Genomic DNA, 1,434 nt, shown 5'->3' with positions numbered 1-1,434 from the left:
TCAAAATCCGGTAAATAAATCTGTCATAACCCCATTTCTCAATAGTTTAGATATGTTATCTTCAATATATCTTAATAAGTTTGTTTCTTCTGAAGAAAATATCTTTACTCCTTTTGGAAGACCTATATTCACTTTTCTTTCTCTTTAAGTTTTTTGATTTTATAAAAAGTTGGTACAACCATTACACCTACACCAACTATTAAAAGCACTATTTCTATTATTAATGTTTTATCCATTTTTCCACCTTACAGTGCATCAAGTGCCGGTACAAATAGTTCTTCCAGAAAGTATGTGTTATTTAATTTATAAAGAATTGGTCTAATATGGTCAAAATCAAGTATTGAGTAAGAAGCATTATCACATCCAAAAGACCAGAATTTTTCAAGGGGAAGATTTAAACCTGATACAAAAGAAGCCCTAATAGGAACAGTGTGTGATACAGCTATTATAGTCTCTCCATCGTGTTTTTTAAACATATCTTCCTGAAATTTTTTTACTCTTTCATAAACATCATATAAAGATTCACCGTTTGGAAATTTCACAGTTTCTGGATGATAAAGCCAGTCATGAAACATGTCAGGATATTTTTCTCTTACTTCTTTAACAAGCATTCCTGACCAATCACCGTGGTCTATTTCTATAATATCTTCATTTATATTAATTGGTAAATTAAGTTCTTTGCTTATATACTCTGCAGTCATATAAGTTCTTTTTAAAGGACTTGAATATATTGCTACAGGATTGTATTTTTTTAATGCTTTTGCCAGTCTTTCAGCTTGCTTATGTCCTCTATCTGAAAGTTCAGGGTCTAATCTTCCTTGATATCTACCAATAGGATTCCAGAGACTTTCTGCATGCCTAGTGTATATAATCCTAACTACCAATATACCACCTCTAAATTTTTAGATGTAATATATATTTTACAATAAGAAACATTAAAAGTTTATTTTTAATCTAATCTGATGCGTATTTTTTCCAATTTTTTAAGATAATTGTCTATGATTTCATAGATTCCTTTTGTAGGATTTTTCCTAAAAATTATTTTTTTGTTGGAAATACTCTCAACTTCAAAATTTTCAAATTTTTCAATTTTTTTCAAAATTTCATTTAGTTTTTCTTTACAAATTACAAAGGAAATTTCGCCAATTTTTATAGCCTTTAGACTGTTGCCTATGTGTTCAATTTTTATCATCTTGCACCCCCTCAGAAAGTAAATGCATACTAATATTTAAGAATATATACTCTTTTATCTTTGTCAATATGAAATATAAAAAAGGTGAAAAATATACTGTTTATATAGTTTATATTTAGTTTAAAGATGGTAAGATGGGTACAGTTTTTATGTCATTAGACAGTTTTCCTGTTAGTGATTTTAAAAATGCATAAATGTCATCCACATCCTGCTGTGATAGATTTTTATTTAACTGAATTTTC

At 28.2% G+C, this 1,434-nt stretch carries 3 protein-coding genes; all 3 read right to left on the bottom strand.

Going from position 1 to position 1,434, the window contains the following annotated elements; genetic code table 11:
• A complete protein-coding gene (locus HG1285_RS20580; RefSeq protein ID WP_255347768.1) occupies window positions 1–132 on the bottom strand; it encodes a hypothetical protein in 132 nt (43 codons plus the stop codon).
• Between the two features lie 113 nt (window positions 133–245).
• Window positions 246–884, bottom strand: a complete 639-nt coding sequence (locus HG1285_RS01630) for a phosphoserine phosphatase PspA (protein ID WP_008289346.1) — start codon at window positions 882–884, stop codon at window positions 246–248.
• A 65-nt stretch (window positions 885–949) separates the two neighbouring features.
• Complete coding sequence (locus HG1285_RS01635; RefSeq protein ID WP_008289345.1) at window positions 950–1,192, bottom strand: hypothetical protein; 243 nt, start codon at window positions 1,190–1,192, stop codon at window positions 950–952.
• Between the last annotated feature and the right edge of the window lie 242 nt (window positions 1,193–1,434).

Source organism: Hydrogenivirga sp. 128-5-R1-1 (assembly GCF_000171895.1).
Note: the sequence above shows the minus strand (reverse complement) of the source record. Positions and strands in the feature narration are given on the sequence as shown.